This window comes from Ruminococcus sp. AF20-12LB (assembly GCF_003478985.1).
Classification (GTDB): Bacteria; Bacillota; Clostridia; order Lachnospirales; family Lachnospiraceae; genus Blautia_A.
The window spans coordinates 264,420-289,462 of the sequence record NZ_QUGH01000003.1 but is presented as its reverse complement, the minus strand read 5'-3'; the positions used below and the strand labels follow the sequence as shown (position 1 = coordinate 289,462).

General features: G+C 38.1%; 22 protein-coding genes. 15 read left to right on the top strand and 7 right to left on the bottom strand.

The window, feature by feature from the left end:
* The first annotated feature begins 48 nt into the window (after positions 1-48).
* The 5 genes from DWX61_RS18900 (at position 49) to DWX61_RS05740 (ending at position 5,071) form a co-directional block, all read left to right on the top strand.
* The gene (locus tag DWX61_RS18900) at positions 49-219 is read left to right on the top strand and encodes a hypothetical protein (protein WP_182433953.1); all 171 of its coding nucleotides are present in this window, start codon (positions 49-51) and stop codon (positions 217-219) included.
* A gap of 92 nt (positions 220-311) precedes the next feature.
* Positions 312-1,247 carry a S8 family serine peptidase gene (locus DWX61_RS05755; RefSeq protein ID WP_118624233.1) on the top strand — a complete coding sequence of 312 codons (936 nt, stop codon included), beginning with the start codon at positions 312-314 and terminating at the stop codon, positions 1,245-1,247.
* The gene (locus tag DWX61_RS05750; RefSeq protein WP_118624231.1) at positions 1,237-1,851 is read left to right on the top strand and encodes a hypothetical protein; all 615 of its coding nucleotides are present in this window, start codon (positions 1,237-1,239) and stop codon (positions 1,849-1,851) included. The genes DWX61_RS05755 and DWX61_RS05750 overlap by 11 nt, the downstream gene beginning before the upstream one ends.
* Positions 1,852-1,907: 56 nt before the next feature.
* Positions 1,908-2,582, top strand: coding sequence for an ABC transporter ATP-binding protein (locus DWX61_RS05745; protein WP_118624229.1), 675 nt, complete (start codon positions 1,908-1,910; stop codon positions 2,580-2,582).
* Complete coding sequence (locus DWX61_RS05740) at positions 2,579-5,071, top strand: ABC transporter permease (RefSeq protein WP_118624227.1); 2,493 nt, start codon at positions 2,579-2,581, stop codon at positions 5,069-5,071. The genes DWX61_RS05745 and DWX61_RS05740 overlap by 4 nt, the downstream gene beginning before the upstream one ends.
* 76 nt (positions 5,072-5,147) lie before the next feature.
* Here the strand turns inward: DWX61_RS05740 and DWX61_RS05735 are convergent, their stop codons facing one another.
* The 4 genes from DWX61_RS05735 to DWX61_RS05720 form a co-directional block, all read right to left on the bottom strand.
* The gene (locus DWX61_RS05735; RefSeq protein ID WP_118624225.1) at positions 5,148-7,154 is read right to left on the bottom strand and encodes a VirD4-like conjugal transfer protein, CD1115 family; all 2,007 of its coding nucleotides are present in this window, start codon (positions 7,152-7,154) and stop codon (positions 5,148-5,150) included.
* Positions 7,144-8,250, bottom strand: a complete 1,107-nt coding sequence (locus tag DWX61_RS05730) for a hypothetical protein (RefSeq protein ID WP_004223623.1) — start codon at positions 8,248-8,250, stop codon at positions 7,144-7,146. The genes DWX61_RS05735 and DWX61_RS05730 overlap by 11 nt, the downstream gene beginning before the upstream one ends.
* Before the next feature lie 139 nt (positions 8,251-8,389).
* The gene (locus tag DWX61_RS05725; protein ID WP_182433952.1) at positions 8,390-9,055 is read right to left on the bottom strand and encodes a DUF6100 family protein; all 666 of its coding nucleotides are present in this window, start codon (positions 9,053-9,055) and stop codon (positions 8,390-8,392) included.
* A gap of 7 nt (positions 9,056-9,062) precedes the next feature.
* Positions 9,063-9,593, bottom strand: coding sequence for a DUF5697 family protein (locus tag DWX61_RS05720; RefSeq protein ID WP_118624221.1), 531 nt, complete (start codon positions 9,591-9,593; stop codon positions 9,063-9,065).
* Between the two features lie 400 nt (positions 9,594-9,993).
* Here DWX61_RS05720 and DWX61_RS05715 point away from each other — a divergent pair, with 400 nt between their 5' ends.
* From DWX61_RS05715 to DWX61_RS05685, 7 genes are all read left to right on the top strand, one after another.
* Positions 9,994-10,167, top strand: coding sequence for a plantaricin C family lantibiotic (locus DWX61_RS05715; RefSeq protein ID WP_114002469.1), 174 nt, complete (start codon positions 9,994-9,996; stop codon positions 10,165-10,167).
* A 54-nt stretch (positions 10,168-10,221) separates the two neighbouring features.
* The gene (locus DWX61_RS05710) at positions 10,222-13,332 is read left to right on the top strand and encodes a type 2 lanthipeptide synthetase LanM family protein (protein ID WP_117942329.1); all 3,111 of its coding nucleotides are present in this window, start codon (positions 10,222-10,224) and stop codon (positions 13,330-13,332) included.
* Positions 13,313-13,855 (top strand): ABC transporter, encoded by a 543-nt coding sequence (locus DWX61_RS05705; protein ID WP_117942330.1) that lies wholly within the window; start codon positions 13,313-13,315, stop codon positions 13,853-13,855. Before DWX61_RS05710 ends, DWX61_RS05705 begins: the two co-directional genes overlap by 20 nt.
* A gap of 148 nt (positions 13,856-14,003) precedes the next feature.
* A complete protein-coding gene (locus DWX61_RS05700) occupies positions 14,004-14,771 on the top strand; it encodes a hypothetical protein (protein ID WP_118624219.1) in 768 nt (255 codons plus the stop codon).
* A gap of 182 nt (positions 14,772-14,953) precedes the next feature.
* Positions 14,954-15,283 (top strand): DUF1648 domain-containing protein, encoded by a 330-nt coding sequence (locus tag DWX61_RS05695; RefSeq protein WP_025579368.1) that lies wholly within the window; start codon positions 14,954-14,956, stop codon positions 15,281-15,283.
* 50 nt (positions 15,284-15,333) lie between these two features.
* Complete coding sequence (locus DWX61_RS05690; RefSeq protein WP_025579370.1) at positions 15,334-15,750, top strand: DUF3788 domain-containing protein; 417 nt, start codon at positions 15,334-15,336, stop codon at positions 15,748-15,750.
* 53 nt (positions 15,751-15,803) lie between these two features.
* A complete protein-coding gene (locus tag DWX61_RS05685) occupies positions 15,804-16,322 on the top strand; it encodes a ClbS/DfsB family four-helix bundle protein (RefSeq protein ID WP_025579372.1) in 519 nt (172 codons plus the stop codon).
* Between the two features lie 318 nt (positions 16,323-16,640).
* Here the strand turns inward: DWX61_RS05685 and DWX61_RS05680 are convergent, their stop codons facing one another.
* From DWX61_RS05680 to DWX61_RS05670, 3 genes are all read right to left on the bottom strand, one after another.
* Complete coding sequence (locus tag DWX61_RS05680) at positions 16,641-17,174, bottom strand: hypothetical protein (RefSeq protein WP_015526878.1); 534 nt, start codon at positions 17,172-17,174, stop codon at positions 16,641-16,643.
* Positions 17,174-18,391 carry a MarR family transcriptional regulator gene (locus tag DWX61_RS05675; protein ID WP_117942334.1) on the bottom strand — a complete coding sequence of 406 codons (1,218 nt, stop codon included), beginning with the start codon at positions 18,389-18,391 and terminating at the stop codon, positions 17,174-17,176. Before DWX61_RS05675 ends, DWX61_RS05680 begins: the two co-directional genes overlap by 1 nt.
* Positions 18,392-18,831: 440 nt before the next feature.
* Entirely contained in the window at positions 18,832-19,170 is a 339-nt protein-coding gene (locus DWX61_RS05670; RefSeq protein ID WP_118624217.1) for a hypothetical protein, read from the bottom strand.
* A 327-nt stretch (positions 19,171-19,497) separates the two neighbouring features.
* Between DWX61_RS05670 and DWX61_RS05665 the strand changes: the two genes are divergently transcribed.
* The 3 genes from DWX61_RS05665 (at position 19,498) to DWX61_RS05655 (ending at position 24,884) form a co-directional block, all read left to right on the top strand.
* Positions 19,498-20,211, top strand: coding sequence for an ABC transporter ATP-binding protein (locus DWX61_RS05665; protein ID WP_118624215.1), 714 nt, complete (start codon positions 19,498-19,500; stop codon positions 20,209-20,211).
* An 8-nt stretch (positions 20,212-20,219) separates the two neighbouring features.
* The gene (locus tag DWX61_RS05660; RefSeq protein WP_270426962.1) at positions 20,220-24,077 is read left to right on the top strand and encodes an FtsX-like permease family protein; all 3,858 of its coding nucleotides are present in this window, start codon (positions 20,220-20,222) and stop codon (positions 24,075-24,077) included.
* A gap of 63 nt (positions 24,078-24,140) precedes the next feature.
* Positions 24,141-24,884: a creatininase family protein gene (locus tag DWX61_RS05655; RefSeq protein WP_118512989.1), complete on the top strand. Its 744-nt coding sequence runs from the start codon at positions 24,141-24,143 to the stop codon at positions 24,882-24,884.
* Positions 24,885-25,043 lie beyond the last annotated feature (159 nt).

The window sequence follows — 25,043 nt, the reverse complement described above, 5'->3', positions numbered from 1 at the left end:
AAAACAGCACTATTTTAGTATCTATTCATAAAAAGAGAGGTATTGATTATGGAAATTAAAAAAATTCAGGATACATACGCAATGGATATTTCAGGACAGAGCTGCCCTGGCACAAATGAAGACTGTTGTTACGACTGTGCACATTGGAAAAATAATACAGGATCTAATCCTAACAGATGTACTGTCAAGTTAGACAAAGAAATTACTGATTTGTGGTAATAAGTGATTCATAGCTATTAGAATTAAGTAGTATAAAGATTTAAGATACTAAGTAGTGCTGTTTTTTATATATGATAGGTGGGAAAGATGAAGTGAGATGTGCAATTGTTGATAGTGGCGTACAAAGAGAACTTTCAGGTAATAATATATTTGGCGGGATAACGTTCAAAAGAAGTGAGGCTGGAATTGAAATAATAGAGAATGAATATCAAGATGAAAACGGGCATGGTAGTATGGTATATCGGACATTAGCCCAAACAGACACAGAGTTTTATATTGTAAAAGTTCTTAATGAATCTAATCAAGGAAATTCGTTGACTTTGTGTGAAGCATTAAAATGGCTTTTAAACATAGAGGTAAAACTTATTGTTATTTGTATTTCAACGAATAATCTGGAAATGGGACAAGAATATGAAAAGCTTATAAATAAGTTATCTATTCAAGGTAAGATATTATTTGCTTCATGGACAAATAATGGCAGGGATACGCTTTCTTATCCTGCAATCTTAAAAAATGTAATATCTGTTGGGAGAAAGAAGATGGATTCTAAATTCATTGAATGTGATTGGAAAAATAACATTCAATGTTTAATAAATATAGATATATCTTATATATGGATACCAGAAAAAGGTTTTAGATCATTTGGAGGAAATAGTCAAGCCACTGCTGATTTAGTAGCGATGGTATGTAAACGGATAGGATATGTTAGGGATATAAAAGAAATGAGAAAACGGATAGATGAACTTGACTATAATTACTATAGAATATATAGGGATTATGAATGTGAAACAGATCAAAGACTTTTATCTATAATCGAGAAATATTCTAAAACGTTTACTGCAGAAAGTGCTATGTGGGAGATATTTCCGACAATAGAAGAATTATCAGACTTTTTAGAGGAAATATGTACGATTTTTGAAATAAATAAGTATACAGTAATATTTAAGCGCTCAATGTTTGTAAGCATAAAAAAATTCTCGAATACAATTAATATAATTAAGAATGGAGAAAAGAAATATGAAAACTAAAAGAAAAATTAATACAATTATTTTGAGCATAATATTGATTTTGGGAATTTTACAACAAAGTATAAATGTATCCGCTGCAAAAATATCGGATTCTTATGAACATGTAGAAAAAATTACAACAAATCAAATGTTTGAACAAAGAGAGACAAACTATTATGTTTATTTTTATAGTGAAAATTGTTTAGCCTGCAATTTTGTTAAGGATAAAGTGTTAAATTTCTCAAAAGAAAATAAAGTTTATTTTATAGATTATAGTTTATCCCACAATCATGTTGGTGCGTATGATTGGAATTCTTTACGTGAAAAATATAATAAAAAAGTAGGATATTTAGATGAGAATGAAGAGATAGTTTTTTTGCCAGGTGAATCATACGAAAAATATGAAAACCAAAAGAATATGTATGGAAAAAAAATTACATATAGCTATAGAATAATAGGAAATGATGTATATACGAACATTATGACTCCTGAAATTGATTATAGTAGTATAAATAATGTAGAAGAAATGGTTATTGCAGGAGTTCCTACTTTATTCTATATAGAAGATAAATGTATCAAAGAATTTTATTTTGATTCATTTGAAATCGATGAGTTTATTAAATAGCATTGTAAATTATGTAGATATGTATGATTGGATTAAATAAAAGGAGAACTAATTATATGAATATTATTGGGAAAAGATTATCGAAAATTTACGGAAGTGGAGAAGGTAGAGTAATTGCGTTAGATAAGGCTGATTTGAATATTTCATCTGGTGACTTTGTTTCTATTATGGGACCTTCTGGAAGCGGAAAGAGTACATTATTGCATTTACTTTCTGGTTTAGACAAACCTACGTCTGGTAATTTAACGTATGACGGAAAGGATATTTATACTTTTAGTGATAAGGAATTAGCTGCTTTTCGACGTAAAAGTATTGGATTTATTTTTCAACAATTCAATTTAATACCTGTTCTAACTGCTAGAGAGAATATTATTATGCCGATGCTTTTGGATCGAAAGCAACCAGATGAAGATTATGTAAGAGAAATAACAAGTTTGTTAGGTATTTATGAAAGATTAGATCATTTGCCACACGAACTTTCTGGAGGACAGCAACAACGTGTAGCAATTGCTCGGGCTTTGATTGCAAAGCCAGATATAATTTTTGCAGATGAACCCACAGGAAATTTGGATAGCACAAATGGCCGAGAGGTTATGGAACTACTTCAGAATGTATGGAAAGAAATGGGAAAGACGCTTGTTGTGATTACTCATGATAAGAGCATTGCTCAAATGGCATCTCGACAGTTTCAGATTATTGACGGAGTTCTTTCGGAGGTGATAAAAGAATGAAATCCTATCGGACATTAGCAATTAAAGAGTTACTATCGCAAAAAGTTACTTCTATTCTTATTTTGCTTGCAGTTATTTTATCTACAATGATGACAACAATTGTAGGTCAATCAATAGGTGCTCTTGCTGCTATGCGAGAGCAGCAGGCAATTATGATTGGAGGGAAGCGATACGCAACTTTTTTGCAAATGGATGCAGAACAGTTGCATGCACTTCGAAAAGATCAAAGGCTTTCTTATATAGGAGCGTCTATTTATATAGGAAGTATGAAACTAACACCGGCTTTAAATCTTGGTCTTACAGAATATTTGGGCGATAATGCTTCCATTTATCCTGCAAATACAAGTATTGAGGAGGGGCGTTTACCTCAAAAACCAATGGAAATAGCTTTATCAAAAGATACATTACAATATCTTGGTATCGAAAAACATATTGGTGATAAAATCACACTCTCCTTGGAGAAATCACTTCGTCATAATATTGCTGATAGCTATACATATACAGCAGAATTTGTGCTTACAGGAATTTTAAAGAACAATTATTTAGGATACACAAGTGGTATGATTACTGGAATTGTTGGTGAAGGAAGTGCAAAGAATGTTCTTCCTAGTTCTCACGTATATTATAATGTTGATATACGGACTGTTGATAAGGGTAAATTCCAGACGATTGTAGACGATATTAATGAGCAATTTCAAATTCATGAACTAGACACTAGCTATAATGTAGTATATTTGAATGCATTGGGGATTTCTTACAATGCCGATTCTGAAGATAGTAATGATACAGGTTTTTCTTTTATGATGCTGGCCGGTATATTGGTTGCTGGTTTGGTACTGTTAGCAGCAGGACTTGTTATTTATAATATTTTGAAAATATCTGTCTCTAAACGAGTTAAAAGTTATGGAATACTTCGTGCAATTGGAGGGGAAAAAGGTCAGCTTTATCAAATTGTAGTAATAGAAGTAATTCTATTATGTTTGCTAGGTATACCTATTGGTATAGCATTAGGTTCTGTGAGTGCCAAAGGTATTTTGACTGCATCTACTACACTAATTTCACCAGAGGTTTTTTTAGTTGAAAACGCTTCAGAACTTAAAAGACTGATTGCAGAGAATAGTTCATTAAAAGGATTTTATTTACTTGTTAGTGGTGTTATTACGTTGGTATTTGCGCTTATTGCTACATTGCCAGCAGCACGATATGCTGCAAAAGTATCACCTGTTCTAGCAATGTCGGGAACAAGTTTAAAGATTCGTCGTAAGAAACGTAAAAAAAAGGTGATTCGTAACTTTGAGTCCTATTATGCTCGCTTGAATTTAAAACGTAATAAGGGAAGAACAGTTATTACAATTCTATCCCTTGTTATGAGTATCACAGTATTTATTGCCTTACAGGGATTTTCTTCAATATTAAATGTGGCCAGTGGTCTTCAAGATAGTCATTTGGGAGATTATCAAATCACAAATGAAACAGTTGGTTTTACTACTGAAAACTTACATGAGTTACTGGAAAATTCCGACGTAAAAAATGTGGCAGCTATTCAGTTTTCGCTTTATGAACAAAATTTAGATGGAAGATTTGATGAAATTGATGTTAGCTTTCATTTGAAACCAAGTGAAACTTTACAGATTGTCGGAATAAATGATGAATATTGGGATTATTTTATGGGAACGGAGTTAAAAGAAGAGCAGCTTGAGCTATTAAAATCAGGAAATGCTTGTGTAGTGCGTAACCCTATTTCTGTTAGTTATGGTGAAGAACAGTTAGAAACTACAAGTATAGAAGTGGGTACAACAATTAATGTTGCAGGAACATCGTTGAAAGTTATAAATACGTTGGATGGCTATGAGGGCTATCTTGGAATCGGTAATAGTGGTTTTACAAATGGTATTCAAGTGATTGTAGATGATAGTATTTATTCACAGTTAACTGGTAAAAACACGTATTCAGAATTTTTACCTACTTTGAATAAAAATGCCGATAGGAGAAGTTTTGATAAGTTTGTTGAGGCATTTTGTGGGAAAATACCAGGAAGTACTTTCCTATCATACGAGGAAACTGAACAGCAATTAAAAGAGAGTTTTGCTCAAATTCAGATGTTAGCTTGGGGATTAATCTTTTTCATAGGTCTGATTGGTATTCTCAATATTATTAATACAGTTTATACCAATATTCATACTAGGGTTACAGAAATAGGTATGCAACGTGCTATTGGTATGAGTGCAACAAGTCTTTATAAAATCTTTTTGTGGGAGGGTGCATACTATGGTATTTTTGCATCTATAATAGGTGGCTTTTTGGGGTATGTTTGTACTATCTTCATTGGAGCAGCAACTAGTGGATCTATTCAATGGGTTTCAGTCCCTATTATTTCAATTATACAGGCGACAGTGTTAGCCGTTGTTGCTTGTCTGGTTGCGACATCTATTCCTTTACGGAAAATTACTAAGATGAGTATAGTAGATTCTATAGAGTCAGTAGAATAGAAAAAAATATTGTAATATTATTGTATCTATTTTGGACAGGAAAGTAAAGAATACTAACCTGTCCATTTTTCTATAATCATGACATGATGGAATCTTTATCTAAAGGAACCATGCCAGAGTCAGGGGAATCTTCTATAAAATTTTCCTGAAGGAAATCCTCCATAAAATCATCGGGAGTAGGTTCCTGATAAACGGGTTCGGATGTAAAATGTGGTTTCTGTTTTGCTATTGACGCAGAAGATGAACGGCGTTTCCTTTTGGCTGATCCGAATGAGGGCTGTGGTCGATACTCTGTTTCTTCCAAGGACCCATTTTTGCGCCATTCAGGTATGTGTTCCGATGCTTTTCTTGGTGTCAGCTTTTTGACATCTGGATGTAGGGTATAATCGTATTTTTCTACTTTTAGGACTTTTTGCCCACGTAGGATAACCAAAGCAGTATCAAGAGGGAGCCGCAAGATTTCATCTGGTGTTAAGAGTTTCCGTTTGCCGATGGATTTTGTCTGCCGGTATTCTGGCGTATAGTCGGATACCCGCCAGCTATTGAGCTGCTTGGCTTCGCTGCTTACCCCTACGGTCACATCGCCGCTGCGGTTGCTGATAAAGGTAGCAGTAACTTCATCTGTGCAGCCCAAAAAGAGCTGGGTATCACAGTTGCCAATGATTTCCTGCCATTGGTTATAAGGATAGCGGTTCTGCATCTGAGGCAAATTCTGAAAGATGCAGGAAATGCTGAGATTCCGGCTTCGGATTACACTGATCTTCTTATTCAGTTCCAGGATAGCTCCGGTGTTGGCAAGCTCATCAGCCAGTATATGTACAGCAACAGGAAGTTTTCCTTCTTCTCCATATTTATCTGCATAACGGACCAGTTTGATGAAGATGAAGGTCATAAACAGGGAAGATAAAAAATCGAAGGTGCTGTCCTGGTCTGAGGTAATGCAAAAGTAAGCACATTTCTGTTTCCCTGGAAGTGTCAGATCAATCTCATCATAAGAGGTAATCTGCCGAATGAGTTTATTCTGAAATACCTGAAGTCTGGCACCCAATCCGATAATAACTCCGCTTCGCACGGTATCACTGGCTTGTTTGTAGATGCAGTAAGGAACTTTTGCTGGATGGGACACTGGGAGCAGATCAAAAAGACTGTTCAGCTCCTTTTCGGAACTCATGGTCAGCAGCTTATAAACCTGTCCGATATTTCTGGCTTCCGGCGGAAATCCCTGATCCACATAGAGAACCAGGGCTTTTAGCAGGTTCATCTCCGCATTATCCCAGAAATGATCTCCTTTTCCGGAACCTGTATTCTGGATGATGACATCTGCAAATACCTGAGCCATCGTTTCCTGTCCATTGATTTCACCCAGGCAATTCCAACTATCCGAGTTTTCCGGATTGACCAGATTAAATGCTTTTACTACATAGCCCTCGTTTTCCAGATAAGCAGACATGCTTTCATAGAGTTCGCTTTTGGGATCGGTAATGATTAAACTTTCCCCGGAAGCGTTGTTGCCTTCCTGCCCTCTGGCGACACACTGGAAAATCATATTCCTGGCAAATGCCCTGGATTTCATGGAACCGCTGGCACCATACACGGCGATATTTTTATTCATTCGTGTTTGATATGGAAGACATACGGCTTTGCCATTCAATTTTCCTAAAATGGTTCCTTTATTTTTCTTTACATCTCCGGTCAGTTCCAAAACTTTCATCATTTCATCTGGAGTCATGAATCCGGATGTACCGTAGGTTCCTTTTGTAGAGTAATTTAAGTTCCGGTCATGGTCACTAATCTCCCCGTTTCTGTCATATCCCATACGCATAAGTAAAAAAGTAAGAAGCCCAAAGAGAACCAGGCAAAGAAAAATCCCATACAAATTGTATGGGAAATCGGTAAGGGCAGTATGAAAGCATACCAATGGGTGTAAAGAAGCTGCTTGCGGATAGGTTCCGTTGCCGGCAAAGTTTCCGGCAGAAGTCCATTCCTGATAGTTTTTAATAAATTGTGCTGCGTATCCTCCGGCATACAGAGTGCAGACGCTTATGGGAAGCAAAAACAGGAACTTCCACCATTTACGGTTCATTGAAAAACCTCCTTTTAAACTTTTGAAAATCAATGCTGGAGAAGTGTATATCTGCAGTTAGGTATTTTTTCAGGCAGGGAAGCTGAAAGTCAAAGCAAATCAGGTTCCCGGATAGCCCATATACATTTAATCCAGTATTGAAGCGGTTGATACGCTGCATGTCAAAATCATACGCAAGCAAAATAGGGTTTTCCTGGCTGTCTATTCCATCATGTTCAATTGGCAGATCCTCACGCTGGGGAAAACAGTCGGACAGTAGTAACTGATTAAGCTGCATCATACGCTGGGGTTGTACCAATAAACGGAGCAGGTATTCTCCGTAGCTGTTATTGGGCAGGAAATAGAAGTGTTCATACGCAGTATCCAGCATGAACAGTGTTTTTTTGTATCCCCCGGTACTGGTAAGGAGACGGAAAGCCATATCCATATCACTGCCGGTCATGATGGCATAAACGGTAGGCGGGCCATGGTAAGGAAGTCCTTGAAGATAGTGCTGCAAAAAAGCATTGAGTCGGACTTCCGTTTTGTATTCCCATTTTAGAAGTGTATTTCCGGTATTATAAACAGCATAGACACAGTGAGGAGCCATCAGGATTCCCATACTACGGGAATTTTTGATTTTAGTAGTGGATGCTCCAAGATTTTTTATTTCCCTAGAAGAGTAAAACAGAGGAAGGCTTCGCATAGGAAACGTAGCCGCTTCGCCGGATTCAGAAAAAAGCAGGGGCTTTTCATCTGGAAAGAATGGGATTCCAGCATGGGAAAGCGTCAAATAGGTTTCTGCTTTTTGATGAAGTCGCAGCCGTCTTGGTAATTCGCTACGTATGAGGTTGGTTTCTGCATTTCCGGTTAAATAGTTTTGAAAACGACAGGAATTTTGCGAAAGCAGCAGTTCTTTTGCCCGTTTGGTAAGGCGATAACCTCGTAGGCCATCTTTATAGTGTGTTCTTATAAGCTTACTCTGCTTTAAATCTGTAACCACCTTCTCTGCATAGGAATCACTCTCAATCAATCTGTTAAGCTGTCCGGAAGGGAATTCCCCACATAGTCCAACCATTTCCAAAAGCTGATATTTTATAGAATCGGTTTTTATCAAATAAGCATCACCTCAGTTCGATTTTTACCTATGACAGCCTATACTTGGGTAAAGTAAGGGCGGTATTAAGCATAAAAAATGCAAAGAATATGGCTTCTTTGCAGAAAAATTACCTATATCGGAAAAAGAAAGAAAAATATCAGGAAATTTCCGATATGGTTTTGATAGACGATTTTCTATTTTTCAGCCAGCCAGGAAAGATTTCCGGTTCCATTACAAAGATAACGGTGTGATCGTAATTCCCCAGTTCTGTAGTGTGATAGGAGTCGCAAAAGAGTCCCGTATCATCAACCAGAACATAGGAAGCGATAGTATCTAAAATCTGTTTGAACTCCAAATTATCGTAATCACGTATTCGTTGTAAAGAAAGGCTCTGGTCATAAATTTGACTGAAACAGACCACACATCTTTTATATAACGGAATAGAATGTTCTGTCACATAAGTCTGCAAGGCAAGGTTTAATGGCTCATGTAGAAAAGCGGTGTTGGTTCGCAATTTACGTTTGGGCAGTAGCCCTGGCATGGTAATGGAAAGAACACTATTTGAAAAAGAGATTTTGATTCTCTGCACATCCGCAGCCTGTTTCAGATAGTCTTTCTTTCCAGTATCAGTTGTGGTATATACCAGATTTCTGAGCTGGCAGGCAATCCTTTCAGAACGTAGGGCAGCACTGATACTCAGCTCTTCGTATTTGTCGGCATACGCTTGAATATCTGTTGTTTTCAATGCAAAAATAGTGTTGTGAAGTTTTTGGACTTCATCATCAATGCTCTGTAAACGGTCAAAAACAGTTTTGGTGTTCATACATACCTCATTTCTTTGCATAATAGCTGACAGATCCGGTAGAGGAGTCTACAAGGCAAAAGGCAATCACGCCTGTGATATGAATTTTTGCAGCTTGTTCTTCCGTTTCTAATACAACCAGCCGTTTAGCATCGCTTTTTGTCTGGCTTTCCATGACATGATTGATAAGATATTCTTGTTCCTGGGGGACATAGAGGACTTCATACCACTCATCTTTAGAGAAAAAGTTCAGTTTTACAGGAAATTCACCGTCAGTATGGTACACAATGGCTGTTTTGAAGTCCAAAAGCACCCAAAAGGATGCAATCATGCCATAATCGGGATTGTTAGCAGATTCCTGGCGGTCGCAGAGAAGCCCGTTTTCCTTATCATAGATAATGCGTTTTTGTTTTACCAGACTGGTGATCAGAGACTTGATAGACTCTCTGTTTTTGGAAAAGAGCCGTAAGATCTGTTCATATTGCAACGAATGGTAAGTTGTAATGAACCGGAGCAGTTGGGCACCTTCCCCTTGATAGATTTCATTTCTTGTTTTCATGGTAATCTCCCTTCATTATATAATAGGAAGTTTTACTTACACTGTACGCACACAATACGTTTTTATTTTAGGGGAAGTACGCTGTACGTACTGTGTAAGTATTGGCTACTGTCAGCGAAAGGTTTACGGGTACAAAAAAGCACCGATAAAGGTGCTGGTAAAAATAGGAATACTATAAGCAATATCAATTGTAACATGGGTAAAATTACCCTTCAATCGCAGAAGTGTGCCAAGTTGTGGCATATTTAGGAAATGATAAAGACAGTTGAAAACCAATTAGGAAGAAAAAATGTCAATCTATACCAAAAATAAAGACGAAATTCGGAGATAGGATATAATAAAAATTAAGATACTTAGGTATCAAAAGGCCCTAGTTCTGAAGAAAGGAATGGTGGATATTATGAGAAAATTTGACAGAACAAATATGAAATATAACAACCCGGCTGGAGATCTTTTGACAGAATTAGAAGCAGCAGATTTGACAAGTAACAAAGTTGATAGTTTAGCTTCATCAGGTGTGGTTTGCACAATTTCTGTTGAATGCGGAAGTATTTTTACACTTGCTTGTTGCTAATTAACCAAAGATGATTTTAGAACTAGGGCCTGGATTAAGAGAAAGGGAGATAACATGAAAAAATCTAGTTATTTATCTGAAAGAGTGTATGATACTATTCCGTCTGAAATAAATATGGAGTCTTTAGAGTATTGGAAGAAAATACTGAAGGAGGAAGGATTACAATATGTAAAGAAAAACCACCTTGAGTATTTTTTTGGTTTTATAAATAATTGTGCTTTTAGCAGCCACGAGAAGATTCAACCACGAAATTTTGTGAAATTGTCTTTGAACAAAAAGGCGTTTAGGCATGAGTGTGAGAAAATGGTTTTCGGAGCATTTTATGATCCTTTTGTGCAAGAGGCAAGTAGACAGCTTAGAGAAATAGTTATACAAAAACGATATATCAATGAATCGATTCTATTTGATTTTCAGCAATTTTTGTTTAATTCGCTTAATAATCTTTGTATCCGGACTTTAATTTATGAAATGTATATATGTGGACAAGAAGGCGTGTTAAGGGGAAATGAATCTGAACAGTATCAATATTATATCGACCATTTTTTAAAAGATAAACAATATTTGAATGATTTATTTTCGCTTTATCCAGTGTTAGAAAGAAGGATAAATGAAATTATACAAAATGCGATAGATATTTACAAAGAAGTGATAGAACGCATCGAGAATGATGCAGATGTTTTAATGAAAAAATTTAATATCACTGAAAAAGGATTTGTTGTAAATCATCTTTCGACAGATTTTTCTGATTCACATAAAAAAGGGAGAAGAGTATTTTGTGTGGAATTTGTATCGGGAGATAAAATTTTATATAAACCACGAAGTTTGCAAAATGAGATTAAGCTACAAGAGATTACAAATTATTTCTATAGAATATGTAATTTGGGAAGTTATGAGTATTCTATACTTGATAAAGAAATGTATGGTTGGTGCGAAATTGTAATACAAAGAGATTGTAAGTCTATAGAAGAACTTTCAAGATATTATCAAAGAATAGGGATTATTTTGTTTATAAATTATCTTTTGGAAGGAGGAGATATTCATTTTGAAAATCTCATTGCATGCAATGAATATCCAGTTATTATTGATGCGGAAACATTTATAGGAAATATAGAAGAGAATAATGGGAAAAGTGCAGCGGAAAAAGTGGCTAGTCTTTTAAGAAAATCGGTGTTGTATTCAGGGATATTACCCTTTTATTCATGGAATAACGCAGGAGATACAGGAATCAATATGAGTGCCATTAGTGGAGAAGAAGGACAAAAATTTCCGATAAAAATCCCTTTTATTATCAATCCAAAGTCGGTTAACATGAGGGTTGTCTATGATTATCCAGTATCGAAAAGAAATCACAATTTGGCAATGCTAAAAGGAAGGTTTATTCAACCATCCGAATTTGCAGATAAAATTATCCAGGGATTTGAAAGTGCATACTTAGGTGCAATGGAAAATACAGAAACACTATTAAGAATCATACAACAATATGGTGAATTAGAGGTGAGATATCTGATTAGAAATACACAACAGTATGCAATTGTGTTGAGTAGTTCATATCATCCTGAATTATTAGTGGATGGAGGAGCACGAAATTTATTTTTTTATTCATTGGTAAATGGAAATCTTCAAAATCAAAGGAGTAGATCTCTTATTGAGTATGAAATTGAAGATTTATTAAGTGGTGATATACCGTATTTTTATTTTCTTGGAAGTAAAAAAAACATTTATACTTGGGATGGCAGAGAAGTAAAGGATTTCTTTAGTAAGCCAGCTTTGCAGCAAATTGAGGAAAATATACAGAATTTGTCCTATAAGAATTTAGAACAACAGACGCAATATATTAAAATTACTTTTAATATGGAGAATGCAGGAACAAGGAAAATAAAGAATAAAAGGTTAAAACTAGATCTTTATAGTAATATGTCCAAAACGGCAGAAGAATTGGCAAAAGAGCTGCTAGATAAAATAGGAACAAATGCGATTTATAGCGAAGATGGAGCAGACGTTAATTGGATTGGCGTAAAATTATTTGGTATAAAAGAAAATCAGTGGATGATCCAGGCATTACCGAATACATTATATGATGGTACGGTTGGGATTAATTTGGTATTCCATTTATATGAATGGATATACCATGACAGAAAATATCATAAGATTTGTGAGGTCTTAGATAATCGTTTGTTGAGGTATATTGATACTATAAGTGAAGGGGAACAGAATATCGAAGACTTTAATACAGGAGTCTTTAGCGGCGAAGGTTCGATTTTATATACGTTGGGTATTTTATATGAAATACATGATGATATCAAGTATAAGGAATATTTCGATAAGTGGCTAAATTGTATGGAAACACTTATCTTAGAAGATCGTTTGTTTGATATGATTTCGGGAAATTCGGGAATAGTTTTGGTTCTGATTAATATGTATAGAAAAACAAAAAAGCCTATTTATCTACAAAAAGCTATACAAATAGCAGAACAATTGATGGAGAATATGATTACTGAAAATGGAGAAGTTGGTTGGAAATCAGAGGTGGTTCCTGAAGTATTGGCGGGATTTGCACATGGAAACAGTGGTTTTATAGAACTATTTTCAAGATTATATGAGGTATATCCACAAACAAAATATTTAGATATCCTTTCGAGTTTAGTAGAATATGAAAATTCTTTATACTCAGAAAAGGATAATAATTGGATTGATTTAAGAAAGTTTTCAGAGGTTGATCAGCATAAGAGTCAACCAATAGCGTGGTGCCATGGAGCTGCGGGTATTCTGTTATCCAGATTAACCTTATATAATGCCATCAAGAATTTAGGAGAAACTGCATTGCTTCAGCAAGCTATTAAAGATATAAGCCTTGCTAAAAATAAATTAATTGAAGACGGTGTACATGCAGGTTTCTGCCTATGCCATGGAAACATGGGAAATTTGTTGATTTTAAAAAGATATGCAGAAATTTTTGATGATAAGCAGGTAAGAAGCATTTGTGATTCTCGATTTGAACAGATTTTGAAATTCCTTAATGAGGAAAATATATTACCCACAGAATTATACAATCCAGGTTTTATGACTGGTTTATCTGGAATTGCTTATGCTTTGTTAAAATATAAGATGCCCAAATTACCATTGCTTATAGGAGTTGAGGGAATATATGATAGAAATGAAGTTTAGTAAAAATGATGAAGAAGATGAGTTGTTCCGAATAAGTTCGAGAGACATAGTTGGATTTTATAATTGTAGTAGTAAACAAGAGCGTAAGATAACAGACATTATAAAATGTTATGGAACAACAAAAAGCATAAAAGAAATTGAACTGAAAAACGTGAACCCAGAGGATAATGTTACAGTATCTCGGTATATAGAGAGAAATGTAGGTTCAATTATAAACAAAGATTATGTGATTGAAGGCTTTCTGGGAATGGGGAAGTTGTCCGATTGTAAAGACGAAATGGTTAGCAGATTGGATATATCTAAGAGATACTGTTTAGAAATATTAGTGGCATTTCTTCAAGAAGCAGACATTATTATTTTGCATGAAATGTTTGAATATGTTTGGAATCATACTATAGAGGAAATTTTAGTTGAATTTTCACTAAGAGGAGCAGTGGTTGTGTTCTCAGAACATGGTGAAGAATCATTGATGAAATTACCAATGCACAGTTACGACCTAAGTGGCAGGTGTGTTGGATGGTAGAATAATTGGGGAATATGATTTTTCATATTCCTTGAGGTATATAGGGTAGAAAATATATGTAGATGTAATGTTTTGTCCCTCCATAGTTAACGAATCTATCTAAATAAGAAATAGGTTATATCAAACAGATTTTACAAAGGAGAAATACATGGAGAGAGTTTTAATAATATCTTATATTATCAGTATGATACTTATGGTAGGCTTTATTTATTGTGTTTATAGGGAGAAATATTGGGTTTTTGAATTTGTAAATAAAATCAAGAAGCCGATACAACAACTTGTTTATGTTTTGCTTATGCTCATATCATCGTATGCATATATTTGCTTTTCGTTACTCATAGAGGCTAACTTTAATGCTGTGATATGTGCAGTGCTATTACTTCTTTTGATTTGGGCTATGGACTATCTGTTTTCTTTATGTTTTAAAAAAAGTGATTTGGGGATAAGTGAAAAAAAACGCTATATTTTTATGGCGTATGTGGGTGCCTGCATATCGGGATTTATTATTGCAAGTCGTGATGCTTCGAAATTGGCTTTAGAAATTCCAAATATAACAATTAGCGTTTTGATCGGAGCTTATGTACCTTTTACATTATTATTAGAGGATGGGAAAAAAGGGAAAGTAGAATTGCAAAGTATGAAAGAAGAATGGGAGGAAAAGTATAAGAAGACATTTCGTGAACGTAAGGCCAAAGACATTCTTTCTGTTCTACTATTTGCGATGGTATATGGCGTTTTACTGGGAGTGGCGTTATCTCCTGCTCAAAATATCATCAATGATATTACTTCAGGGATAGGAATGGGGATGGCTACAGTGGTTGTTGCCTTTGTAGGTTTAGTTGAAGTGAAAAACAGGTTAACGAAAAGGAAGAATAAAAGAGAAGACGCAGATCAAGAGAAATCCGGTACAGAGTAGACGGGGGCAAGACAGCAAGAAATATTTAGCTGGAATTATTTCAGATGTATCTCGCAAGATTGGATGTTGATGCGATATAAATGCTATGATATACTGAAGTCCATATTATTAGATTTGTGGAGAAATAGGGATATCCAGGAGAAAAACTATAAAATTAAATTTTGCAGAAAGAAGGCATTTTTATGAAACTTGTAGGAAGCAGAAAATTAACATGGGGAATTTGCAGTATTGGTGTTTTATTAGCAATAGTAAGTGTGTTTTTCTTACCTCAGATTATTCCTGTTCATTTTGCAAATGGAATAGCAGATGATTTTGGAAATAAGGTAGAGATTTTTTTATTTCCTATTTTGCTACTCATAATTACACTTTTGACTGGGAAAGAAAACATTAAATATTTCCTGACACATTCAAAAACATTTTTGACAGATATACAGTATAATTTGATGATAGATGGTGTTCTCGGAATTATTTTGATTGCAGAAATTTATGTTATTTATGCTTCATTTGTGTAAGTGTTTCAACAAAAAATTCCAGTTTCTATAAAGAGCAAAGGAGAATGGTCATGATTGATATGCAGAATCAAGAGGAAATTCCGATCTTAGAGGATTTTGAGGCATATATTAGAAATCCGGTATTTATGCAATTTTGCTCCGAGATTAAAAAGAAGTACAGGTGCAATGAGAAAATAGAATTTAGCCGTTGTAGTTGGGAACGTGGTTGGAATGTAAAATTTAAAAAGTCTGGAAAAAGCCTGTGTACCGTATATCCCAGGGAAGGATATTTTACGGTACTGGTTGTGGTTGGAGAAAAAGAAAAAGAAGCAGTTGAAGCTATTTTATGGGAATGTACTTCAGAATTAAGAGAACTTTACGAAAAAGCAAGATGGGGAAATGGACAAAAATGGCTTATGATTGATTTAGAAGATCAAGGAGAAATGTTTGCGGATGTACTTCAGCTTATTGAAATTCGTAGGAGATAATTAATTTTGGAGTGTGGAACAAGGAGTAAAGACGGAAGACTGCGAGGTAAATGATGAAGGCGTATGAAAATAAAGAGGAACTAAAGGCAGAAATCAAGAGGGCTTACGACAAATATATTGCAGAGTTTGAGGATATCCCAGAATCCTTGAAGGACAAACGATGTATGGAGGTGGATCGAACACCTGCAGAAAATCTTGCATATCAGGTTGGGTGGACCACATTAGTATTGAAATGGGAAAATGATGAACAGGCTGGACTTCCAGTGAAAACACCATCGGATGGTTTTAAGTGGAATCAATTGGGGGAATTGTATCAGTGGTTTACCAATACCTATGCCAATTTATCTCTAAAAGAACTAATGGGCATGCTGGATGATAATATACAGAAAATTTTTACAATGATTGATTCTATGACGGAAGAGGAGCTATTTTTACCACATAAAAGAAAGTGGGCAGATGAAGCTACCAAAACAGCAGTATGGGAAGTTTATAAGTTTATTCATGTAAATACAGTAGCCCCCTTTGGAACATTTCGGACAAAGATTAGGAAGTGGAAGAAGCTTTTACTTTGACACACAGATAGAGTTTTAGAAAATATCGTGCTTTTTTGTGCAAAAGAAAATAAATATATAATGCTATTTGGAGTGCATATTCGGTTTCAGGATATGCACTTTTTTTTAATAAAATAAAAAGCGACAAACATTATTCAGATTCAAAGGGTATGAAATTGTGATAAATCTATACGGTATGCTTTGATGGTTTTTGAATTTAATTTTTTTATTGTTTCACATGTTTTGAGATATTCGGATATAAAATTTGATAATTGATCCATAATAGGCACCCTCCTTTGTTTTTTTCAATTATGAGTGCCTATATGGAAAATGTCGATTTTATTTTGGGAAAAACTTATTTAAAGTTTCCAGTGTCCCCTTTGCAGAAAATCCCCATAGTATGCTGCTAAGAGCGTTAATAGCAGCCTGCCTCCTTCGGTAGTACGTCCGGTAGGAGATACTGGGAACGTGCTTTTCCAACTCTTCCAGGATTTCCTCTGTGTTTTTCAGTTCATGGGGAGACAGAAAGGCGTAATATAATATCCAGTAATATTCTTCCCCATGTTTATGATTTTTCCGGAGCAGATCCACAGAAGAGAGAAGCAGCTTTATCATTTTGTTACTGCGGGCAATGCTTTTTGCCCATTCTTCAATCTGGCTGTCTCCCAGATCTGCTCCTGCAGCATAGATGGAATCTAGAAATTCGTCTACACTGGTGTTGTATTCCAGTTGGAATTGAATTTCTACCTGCCGGACAGCAACCATCAGGCTATAAGTAGAATCCCGGTAACAACGGAGCAGCTTATAGGTATCATGGTACAACGGATTATTTTCTACTTCAGCAGAAACAGGGTGGTGATTTTTCTTTGCCATTATACAACCCCTCCTTTCAACAGAACTTCTGGGATTTCAGCGAAGGCAGGTAAGGTATGCGGCAGAGGCGGAGTATGCCCTGGGACGTTGGTGACGGCGGGATTTTCCGGTTTTAGTTTTAACTCAAACTGATAGGCGGCTTTCCCCCAGGGGCAGATAATACGTAGTGAATATAGATATATACTATCCTTGCAGGCTGATAAAGGAGATAATATATACTTTGTTTTGGGGCATCTACAACAAGAAATGCCTTGTATTTCCAGTATTTCAGCGACTTTGCGAACAATGGCTTTGATGTGTGATTCTGGAACGCAGGAGCCTTCCTGTGAAACGATGATTTGTTCGTCAGTAATAGATTCTGAAACGCATTCAGAATTGTTTTTGTCAGGCAAGGTATTTTCGGTTATATGTATTGGCAGTTGCATTTTCATGGCAATTTCCTCCTTATCAATCATGACATCACTGATATTAAACATAACGGACAGATAATTACGTAGATATACCATGCTGCCATGTTTCCCGGAATAGGAAATCAGTGTGATCATGTCGGTATCTTCAAGTTTTTTTAGCAGACGGGACACAGAAGATTTCGACTGTTTCCAACGTCTGGCAAGTTCCTGATAACTGAACAAGGGATTTCCAGTCTGATTGCGAAAATATACTACCGGACCGGCATCAGAGCCTTGCACAGATGGATCATTATAGACTGCATGAATCCAAAGATCCAAAAGAGCATCCATTTCCGAACATTTTCCTAGTCCGATTAGTTTATGAACATCTGCGATTGGAAAAAAGAAAAACCCGATGTCTTTTTTGCATGGGTAATTATAGGAAAGGGCAGTATTATCTTTTGGCCAGTCTTTGATCTTGTATTGGATAATCTTATTTTTTTCGTGTAGTGAGTAGGTTAGAAGGTTTTGCTCTACCAGGGTATCCAGTATGGATATGACCTGGTGCTGGAATTTTTGGCGGAAGTGAATCTGTAGTTCTTTAAGAGAACAGATCCATTCGCCAGGAACAACTTTGTAAGTAAGGTGTTCGATGTTCCGATAAGAGGAACTGTAATTTGCATAAGAACATAAAATGAGAAAATAAAAAAGACAGGAACCTCCGTTGGTACGGATGCTTCTGTCTTTCATAAGGGTTTGTATAAATTCCCGGTAAATCCGGCAGCGTGGAAAATCCACAATTTGTTTTAATTCTAATTGATAATTCACGATAAACCTCCATATAATATTGTAGTTGTAGTAAAATAATTGTAGACGAAAGATACTAAAATGTTTATAATATGCCCATAGGGGTGCTAAGTGGCATAGATTTGGCACAGTAAAATACCTGATATGGCATGAAAGCAACATGAAAATTAGGGTGGATATAGGGTGGACAGTTTGGAAAACCTTAGAGTTTTAGCGGGTTCCAAGGATTTTTTCCGGGGTCTGCAACACCTCTATCCCCGGTTCAAATCCGGGTGGCACCTCTCAGAAAGCCCTGGAAGAATAAATTTCCAGGGCTTATTAATTGTTATTTGAAAAAATAAGAGAGCTGACAGCAGAAGCAAAAAAGCTCGCTGATTCCATAAGAAAGTAATCAAACTTAATACACATATTCAATAAAAAAAGCAGAACCCTGCACAACCAAGCAGAGTTTTGCTTTTTTGTCAATTATTGTGAAAATAGATCAATGAAGCAGGATCCGCAGAAGTTTTTTCCAGTTCAGCTGCCAGATCAGCGTCAGAATCTGCAGAAGGTTTCTGAAGATCCATTCGGTAAAGATATAAGATCCCACCGAAGAAACCGGGAATCAGTCCGGCGTATCCACCGGCACATAAGATCACAGTCAGCTTCACCATCAGTTCTGTCTGAAGTCCCAGACAAACAAGTAATCCGGCAAGAATTCCGGCTACACTCCATCCAGCTGTCAAAAGTGTAAGAAAAACAGCTGGCGCAGGGGCCTTTTTTTTATTTTGATCTAAGTGATTCCATAGTGTTTTATACATAATCCATTCCTCCTGTTTTGATGGAATTATACTTCTGCTGTTGTCAGCAACAGTCAGCCATAATATTGATTTCCTTTATCTGTATCTGTCTGTATTATAGAAAAGAAATGTAAAATACAAATGCGCAGGAATGAAAAATTTTTGTAAAATATAAGTAGAAATTGCATTTTGAATTAAGAACCGATATACTTATAAATATAGTTATTGATAATATTCGATCACAGCCGAAAACATTTTTCTACAGCTGTGATACGTGAGTGGGAGAATTAAAAGGGGGCAGATAAAAGCCCCCTGAAATCATATAGAGAGCAAAGAGGAGGGGTGGAAATGGAGCATACGGAAGATTATGTGAAGCTGGAGAATGTATCCAAAATATATGGCTCAAAAGAAGTGAAGATCATAGCGGTGGATGAGATCAGCTTCCGGATAAAAAAAGGAGAATTTGTGGTTGTGGTAGGACCCAGCGGTGCCGGAAAGACGACGGTGCTGAATATCCTGGGCGGAATGGATAAGGCCACATCCGGCAATGTCTGGATCGATGGAAAAAATATCGCAAAATATACAGACCGGCAGCTGACCGGATACCGGCGTGAGGACATTGGATTTGTATTCCAGTTTTATAATCTGGTACCAAATCTGACTGCATTGGAGAATGTGGAGCTTGCTCTTCAGATCTGTAAGGATCCTCTGGATGCCAGGACAGTTCTGGAGGAAGTGGGTCTGAAGGAGAGACTGACTAATTTTCCGGCACAGTTATCCGGCGGTGAGCAGCAGAGAGTTTCCATAGCCAGAGCTCTGGCGAAGAATCCAAAGCTTCTGCTCTGTGATGAACCTACAGGAGCGTTGGATTATCAGACCGGCAAGGCAATCCTGAAGCTCCTTCAGGATACCAGCAGGGAACGTGGCATGACGGTTATTGTCATTACTCACAACTCTGCACTGACACCTATGGCCGACCGTGTGATCAAGATCAAAAACGGCAAGGTTTCCAGGATGACCGAAAATGCACATCCCACACCAGTGGAAGAGATTGAATGGTAGGTGACGGAATGAAAGCATTACACAAAGATTTCTGGATGGAGATCCGGAAAAGTAAAGCACGTTTTATCTCGATCTTTCTGATCGTGGCACTGGGCGTTGCATTTTTTTCCGGGATCCAGGCGTCTTCTCCGGATATGAGATATTCCGGAGATGCCTATTATGAAGCGGCAAAGCTGATGGACCTGAAGATCCAGGGAACACTGGGACTGACTGAGCGTGATGTAAAAGCGGTATCAGACATTGACGGTGTGGAACTGGCTGAGGGCGGTTACTCTACGGATGTTATGAGTGGAGAGGACGATGCCAGGAAGGTTCTTCATCTGGAGTCCATCAGCAGCAATTTTAATCTGCTCACAGCAGATGAAGGAAGGATACCGAAAAAAAGCGGCGAGATTTTTCTGGACAAGCCATTTGCAAAGAATCGGGGGTATAAAATCGGGGATACCATATCCGTCAGTGAGGATGGAGACAGTGAGCTTCTGAAAAAAACAACCTATACAGTTGTGGGAATCGGAAGCAGCCCTCTTTATATTTCGTTTAACAGAGGAAATACGACTCTTGGATCCGGTGAGGTCAGCGGCTTCGGATACATTCTTCCCGAGGATTTTGAACAGGAAGCTTTTACCCAGATCTATGTTATGGTTCATGAATCCGGGGATGTGGTCAGCTATACCGATGCCTACGACAATCTTATCAGGAAAATACAGAAGCGTGTGGAAGGCATCGAAAAAGAACAGTGCAGCCTGCGCTATGATGAGATCGTCGCAGAGGCCAATGAAAAACTGGATGATGCCAGAAAAGAGCTTGAGGACGGAAAGAAGGAATCAGAGGAAAAACTTGGCGACGCGAAGAAAAAGCTGGATGATGGGCAGAAGAAGTATGATGATGGAAAAAAAGAGTACGAAGATGGAAAACAGCAGCTCAGCGATGCAAAAAAAGAACTGACCGACGGAAAACAGCAGCTTGCTGACGGAAGAAAGCAGATCGAAGATGGATGGTCTCAGCTTAACAGCGCAAAACAGCAGGTGGAAGACGGTCTGTCCCAGTTAAATGCTGCCAGATCCCAGCTTGCCGACTCCGAAGCACAGATAAATGAGAAGCAGTCAGAGCTGACTGCCGGATATGAACAGCTGACTGCCGCAAAACAGCAGGTAAGTGACGGTGAGGCTCAGCTCCGGGAAGCGGAGAAAACCCTGGAAAGCAAACAGGCTGAGCTTGACAGTGGAAGAGAACAGCTGGAAACGGGAAAGAATACAATCAAAGAAACAAAGGCTGCTCTCACCAGTCAGAAAGAACAGTGTGAGGCAGGACTTGTACAGGTTTCCGAGGGCGAATCCCAGATCAGTTCCGGTGAAGAAGCCCTTTCCGGGCAGCAGGCACAGCTGGATGAACTGACCAGTCAGAAAGAGGCATTAAGCAGTCAGGCGGCGGAGCTGCAGGCGCAGTATGACGCCGGTGCGGAAGCAGGAAAAACTGAGGAAGAGCTGGCGGAGCTTTTCACACAGATTCAGACATTAAATGGTCAGATCAGTGCAATGGAAGAACAGATAAATGCCGGTCAGGCACAGATCGACGGGGCGCGGTCAGAGCTTACTGCAAAAAAATCAGAGCTGGCCCAGACAAGAGCTGAACTGGAGAGCAGCCTAGGTCAGATCAATGAGGGCTTTAGCCAGATCAAAGAACAGGAAGAAACACTTTCCGGGACAGAGGCACAGCTGAACAAAGGCCAGGAAGAACTGGATAAAGGGAAAAAAGAGCTGGAAACAAAGAAAGCAGAGCTTTCAGCGGCAAAAGAAGAAATTGCGGCAAACCAGGCAACTCTGGATGATGGCCAGAATCAGCTGGATTCGGCCAGAGTCCAGCTCAGCTCCGGGAGGCAGCAGCTGGAGGAAAAACAGGCCCAGTTAAATGCCGGTCAGGCAGAAATCCAGGCCAACACAGAAAAGCTTACCAGCAGTCAGGCTGAACTGGATGCAAATGAACAGAAACTCCTGGACGGAGAAAAGGAAATCCAAGAAAACGAACAGAAATTAAAAGATGCAAAAAAAGATCTGGAGGACGCAAAAAAGAAGCTTTCCGATGGAAAGAAAGAATATCAGGATGGCAAAAAAGAGGCCGATGAAAAAATTGCGGAAGCTAAGCAGAAGATCGAGGATGCCCAGAAAGAGGTGGATGATATTGAAACGCCGGAGTGGATCATCACAGATCGTAATGACCTTCCGGAATATTCGGATTTTGGTGATAATGCAGAGCGGCTGAAAAACATCGGAAAGGTTTTCCCGATGATATTCTTCCTTGTAGCGGCTCTGATCAGTCTTACCACGATGACACGAATGGTGGAGGAGCAGCGAACCCAGATCGGAACCATGAAAGCGCTGGGCTACGGAAAGGCATCCATTGCATCCAAGTACCTCAGCTACGCATTTCTGGCTACAGCAGGCGGAAGTATCGCAGGAGTACTTTTCGGAGAAAAGGTTCTTCCGTGTATCATTATCCAGGCCTATGGGATCATGTACTGGAATATTGGCGATCACATGAAGCTGGATTATGAGTTACAATATGCACTGATCGCTTCCGGAGCAGCGGTGATCTGTACTATGGGCGCTACACTGTTTTCCTGTGCAAAAACCCTGGCAGAAACACCGGCATCTCTGATGCGTCCGCCTGCACCGAAAGAAGGAAAACGGATCCTTATTGAACGGATCAGTTTTATCTGGAAGCATCTGAGCTTTTCCTGGAAATCGTCCATGCGAAACCTTTTCCGTTATAAGAAACGTCTTTTTATGACCATTTTCGGAATTGCAGGAAGCATGGGACTGATGCTTGTAGGATTTGGACTTTATGACTCCATTATGGATATTGCGATTCTTCAGTATGATCAGATCCAGCATTATGATGCCATGGTGATCAATGATGAGGATGCCACAGACAGCCAGGAAAAGGATCTTCTGAAATTCCTGGACAAAAACAGCGAGATCGATCACTATACCCGTGTGCAACTCACCAAGATGACGGCACCAAAAGAAAAGGGAAGTGTCAGTATCTATGTGTATGTTCCGGAAAATACGGAGAATTTTAAAGAGGATGTAACGTTACGTGACAGAAAGTCCCACGAGCGGTATGAGCTTACCGACGACGGAGCCGTGATCTGTGAAAAAACAGCTTCACTTATCGGTGTGAAAACAGGAGACGAGATCACCCTGGAGAAAGATAACAGAAAGTATAAAGTAAAGATCACTGCTGTCACAGAGAACTATATGGGACACTACGTTTACATGACCCCATCCTGCTATGAAAAAACATTCGAAGAGAAACCGGAGTATTCAAGTACAGTATATACTATGAAAGAGGATGCAGAGAGTGATCTGGAAACTCTTGGAAATGCGATCCTGAAATATCCGGCGGCTTTAAGTATCAGCTATACAAGCAGCACGGCAGGTCAGGTAGAGCGAATGCTGGGATCCCTAGGAGCGGTGATCTGGGTCCTGATCATTTCGGCCGGAATGCTGGCATTTGTGGTACTGTATAATCTGAACAACATCAATATCACAGAGCGTCAGAGAGAGCTTGCAACATTGAAGGTTCTGGGATTTTATGATGGCGAGGTTTCCCAGTATGTATTCCGGGAAAATATCCTGCTGTCCTTCATAGGAATCCTGGCAGGCGCAGTGTTCGGAATCTTCCTCCATCGGTATGTGATCACAACCGTTGAGGTAGATGCGGTGATGTTCGGAAGAAATATCAAGCCAATAAGCTTTGTTTACAGTGGAATCATTACCTTCGGATTCTCCATGTTTGTAAATATGGTGATGCATTTTAAGCTGAAAAAGATCAATATGGTAGAGTCACTGAAAAGCGTAGAATAAAATAATAAAAATAAGAAAGCGAAAAATTAATTACCGGAGCGGTAAAAGGATAAGGAGACGAGCATGAAAAAAGTATTATACGAAGAATTACTTCCGGAAGAATGTGTACAGAGGATAAAGGAGATGCCGGTTGCCTATCTGCCACTTGGCACACTGGAATGGCATGGTCCACATATGCCACTTGGAGCTGACGGGATCCAGTCAAAAGAACTGTTTGTCCGGGTGGCAGAAAAGGTCGGCGGTGTGGTGCTTCCGATGCTGTTCATGGGACCTGACCGTTTATTTGATGATCGTGGAACTGTATTTTATGGAATGGATATCAATACAGAGGGTGCATTGAATACCTATTATGCCCAACAGATGAAGGGCAGTGCCTACTGGATGGAAAAGGGACTGTTTCAGGATCTGCTGCGCAGTATTTTTGCTCAGCTTTCCAGAGCAGGAGTCCGTATCGTTGTGGGACATGGACACGGTCCGTCGACAAATGTATTTCAGGAAATGAAGGAAGAGGCAGAAGAAAAATACGGACTGTGCATTATGACAGCATGGACCTATGCGGATGATGAGAGACTGAAATATCAGAATGATCATGCCGGAGCAAATGAGACCTCTATTGTAATGGCTGTTCGGCCGGAGCTGGTTGACTTTGGACAGGTAAAAGAAGATGAGAGTAATCTGATCGGTATTGCAGGACGTCATCCGGTCAGAGAATCATCGGAAGCATTCGGAAATGAAATTCTGGAATATACAATGAAAACACTGATCTCAGGCATTGAAAAGGAGTACAAAACAATAAAAGAAAGATAGATACCTGTCTTGACAAAAAAAGAAAATTTCATTATAGTAGGAACATGGCAAAGGCGTTGAATAAGAGGAGTATGCAGATCTACGCTGACAGAGAGAAATGCACAGACGCAGGAGAAGCGCAGGCTGAAAGGCATTTTCAGATGGAAGACTGCAGAAGGT